General features: G+C 75.1%; 3 protein-coding genes. All 3 read left to right on the top strand.

Going from position 1 to position 3528, the window contains the following annotated elements:
- The coding region (locus ACFXGA_RS35665) for a condensation domain-containing protein (RefSeq protein ID WP_378095976.1) at positions 1-2021 on the top strand (2021 nt) is incomplete at its 5' end.
- The gene (locus ACFXGA_RS35660; protein WP_378095973.1) at positions 2018-3235 is read left to right on the top strand and encodes an MFS transporter; all 1218 of its coding nucleotides are present in this window, start codon (positions 2018-2020) and stop codon (positions 3233-3235) included. The genes ACFXGA_RS35665 and ACFXGA_RS35660, both read left to right, overlap by 4 nt.
- Entirely contained in the window at positions 3232-3423 is a 192-nt protein-coding gene (locus ACFXGA_RS35655; RefSeq protein WP_233826766.1) for an MbtH family NRPS accessory protein, read from the top strand. Before ACFXGA_RS35660 ends, ACFXGA_RS35655 begins: the two co-directional genes overlap by 4 nt.
- Positions 3424-3528 lie beyond the last annotated feature (105 nt).

Raw genomic sequence — 3528 nt, 5'->3', positions numbered from 1 at the left:
GCACCACCGTGCACGTGCTGGACGCGGCGCTGCGGCCCACCCCGGTCGGCGTGCCGGGCGAGCTGTACGTGTCCGGCGTCGGCCTGGCCCGCGGGTACCTCGACCGGCCGGGCCTGACCGCGCAGCGGTTCGTGGCCGACCCGTTCGGCCCGCCCGGGTCGCGCATGTACCGCACCGGCGACGTGGTCCGGTGGCGGCGCGACGGGTCGCTGGAGTTCGTGGGCCGGGCCGACGAGCAGGTCAAGATCCGCGGGTTCCGGGTGGAGCTGGGCGAGATCGAGACGGCGCTGCTCGCGCACCCGGACGTCCGCGAGGCGGTCGTGGTGGCGCGGGCGGACGCGCGCGGGCACAAGCGGTTGGTCGCCTACGTGGTGGGCGAGGTGGCGAAGCTCCGGGAGTTCCTGGGCGAGACGCTGCCCGACTACCTGGTGCCGTCGGCGTTCGTGCCGCTGGCCGAGCTGCCGGTGAGCCCCAACGGGAAGGTGGACCGGGCCCGGCTGCCCGAGCCGGACTTCACCGCCGCGGGCGGCGCGGAGTACGTCGCGCCCTCCGGACCGGTGGAGGAGGTGCTGGCCGCGGTGTGGGCGGACGTGCTGGGCGTGCCGCGGGTCGGCGCGGAGGACAACTTCTTCACCCTCGGCGGCGACTCGATCCTGAGCATGCAGGTGGTGGCGCGGGCGCGGCAGGCCGGGTACCGGTTCAGCACCCGCGACCTGTTCACCCACCAGACCGTGGCGTCGCTCGCGCCGGTGGTCGCGGTGGAGGTGTCGTCGGCGGCCGACCGCGCGCCGGTGGTGGGCGACGTGCCGCTGACGCCGATCCAGCACTGGTTCCTGCACTCCGGGCGGCGCAACCCGCACCACTTCAACCAGTCGCACCTGGTCGAGCTGGACCCGGCGGTGGACGTGGACGCGCTGCGGCGGGCGCTGGGCGTGCTGGTCGCGCACCACGACGCGCTGCGGCTGCGGTTCACCCTGGAGGACGGCGTGTGGCGGCAGCACAACGACGACGTCCGCGACGTGGACGTGCTGACCGTCGTGGACGACCCGGCGGCGCTGGAGCGGGTCGCGGACGAGGTGCACGCCTCGTTCGACCTGGCGTCCGGGCCGCTGTTCCGGGCCGTGCTGTTCGGGCCGGGGCGGGAACAGCCGCTGTTGTTGCTGGTGGCGCACCACCTGGTGGTCGACGGGGTGTCGTGGCGGATCCTGCTGGACGACCTGGAGACCGCCTACCGGGGCGGGGACCTGGGCGCGAAGACCACGTCCTACCGGGAGTGGGCGCGGCGGCTGGAGGAGCACGTGCTCGGCGGCGCGCTGGACGACGAGGTCGGCTACTGGACGCGCGAGTTCCCGCCGTTCCCGCAGCCGTCCGACGCGCCCGAGGCGGTCACCGTGGAGCTGTCCGAAGAGGACACCGAAGCGGTGCTGCGCGGCGCGCCCGCCGTCTACCGCACGCGGATCAACGACGTGCTGCTGACCGCGTTGGCGTGGGCGCTGTCGCGGTGGACCGGCTCGTCGCGGGTCGCGGTGGACCTGGAGGGCCACGGTCGCGAGGACGTGCTGGACGTGGACCTCTCGCGCACCGTCGGCTGGTTCACCACGGTGTTCCCGGTGTCGCTGGAGGTCCCCGACGGCACGTGGCGGGACCGGGTGAAGGCGGTGCGCCGGCAGCTGCGGGCGGTGCCGGCCAACGGGTTCGGGTACGGGGCGCTGCGGCAGCACGGCCTGGTGCCCGACACCGGCCGGCCCTCGGTGTCGTTCAACTACCTGGGCCAGTTCGACGGCGGGTCGGCCGAGTCGACCGGGCTGTACCGGGCGGTGCGGCCGTCGGTCGGCGAGGCGAACGACCCGTCGGACGTCGGCGACCACCTGCTCGACGTGGTCGGCGAGGCGGGCCGGACGCTGGGCTTCACCTGGTACTACCACCCGTCGGCGCTGTCGGCCGCGGAGGTCGGGGCGGCGGCCGCGGACTTCGCCGCCGCGCTGCGGGCGATCGCCGCCGACTGCCGGGGTGCGCTGTGACGACGTCGTTGGCCCGCAACCGCAACTACACGCTGCTGTGGAGCGGTCAGGCCCTGGCCGAGGTGGGGTCGAGCGCCACGGTGCTCGCCCTGCCGCTGCTGGTGCTGGCGCTGACCGGGTCGCCGGTGCTGTCCGGCCTGGTGCTGACGGTGGACGCCGCCGCGCAGCTCCTGGTCGGCCTGCCCGCCGGCGCGCTGGTGGACCGGTGGGACCGCCGCCGGATCATGCTGGCGTGCCAGGCCGCCCAGGCGTTGGCGCTCGGCGGGCTCGTGGTGGCGGTGGTCGCCGGCGCGGTCACCGTGCCGCACGTCCTCGCGGTCGCCGCGGTCCTCGGCGTGTGCCGGGCGTTGTTCGAGCCGGCCGAGGACGCGTGCCTGCCCCGGCTCGTGCCGGAGTCGCAGCTGGCGACGGCCGTGGCGCTGAACGGGGCCCGGTCGTCGCTGGGGCAGATGGCGGGCACGGCGCTGGGCGGTGTGCTGCTCGCCGTGGCGCGGTGGCTGCCGTTCCTGGTGGACCTGGTCACGCACGTGGTGGCGTTCGTGGCGCTGCTGTTCCTGCGCGTGCCGCCGTCCGCGCCGGTCGAGTCGCACCCGCACCTGCTGCGGTCGATCGGCGAGGGCCTGCGGTGGGTGTGGACCAGGCGGGAGATCCGGGTGACCGCGTTGTGCGCGGTCGTGCTGAACCTGTTCTTCACCGCGTTCTACCTGGTCGTCATCGTGCTGGTGCGGGACGGGGGCGCGTCCGAGGGCGAGATCGGCGTGATGGCGGCGATGCTCGGCGTCGGCGGCGTGCTCGGCGCGCTGGCCGCGCCGGCGCTGCACCGCGCGCTCGGGCCGCACCGGTCGATCGCCTCGGTGTTCTGGGTGCTGTCGCTGCTGGTCCCGGTGGCGCTGGTGGTGGAGTCGGCGTACCTGCTCGGGGTGCTCTTCGCGTTGATGAGCTTCCTCGCGCCCACGGCCAACACCACCATCGGCACGCACCAGTTGTTGCTCACCCCCGACGAGCTGCGCGGGCGGCTCAGCGGGGTGATGGGCGTCGTCGTCGGCGCGGCGGGGGCCGTCGGTCCCCTCGTCGGCGGTGTGCTGACCGAAGCGCTGTCCGCGCGGACCGCCGTCGTGGCGTGCGCGGTCGGCATAGTCGTGATCACGGTTTTCGTCACAGTCAGCCCGACTCTGCGCGGGTACGCGGTAGCACAGGAGGAGAAGGAAGCATGAGGGACGACATCACCTACCAGGTCCTGGTCAACGACGAGGGCCAGTACTCGCTGTGGCCCGCGCACCACGACGTGCCCGCCGGGTGGCGGTTCGAGGGGACCAAGGGCACGAAGGACGAGTGCTCCGCGCACGTCGACGAGGTGTGGACGGACATGCGGCCGGCGTCGCTGCGGGCGGCGATGGGCTGATCCGGCCCCCGGGGGGCCCCCCGGGGGCCCCCCCCCGGCCCCCCCCCCCCGCCCGCCCGCCGCCCCCCCCCCCCCCCCCCCCCCCCCCCCCCCCCCCCCCCCACG

The sequence above is a fragment of the Actinosynnema sp. NPDC059335 genome, assembly GCF_042752395.1.
In the GTDB taxonomy this organism is placed as follows: domain Bacteria; phylum Actinomycetota; class Actinomycetes; order Mycobacteriales; family Pseudonocardiaceae; genus Actinosynnema.
This window is presented reverse-complemented; position numbering and strand designations above follow the sequence as displayed.

Excerpts from the sequence above, each read along its gene's own strand:
- ACFXGA_RS35655 (WP_233826766.1), top strand. The coding sequence starts at position 3,232 with ATGAGGGACGACATCACCTACCAGGTCCTGGTCAACGACGAGGGCCAG.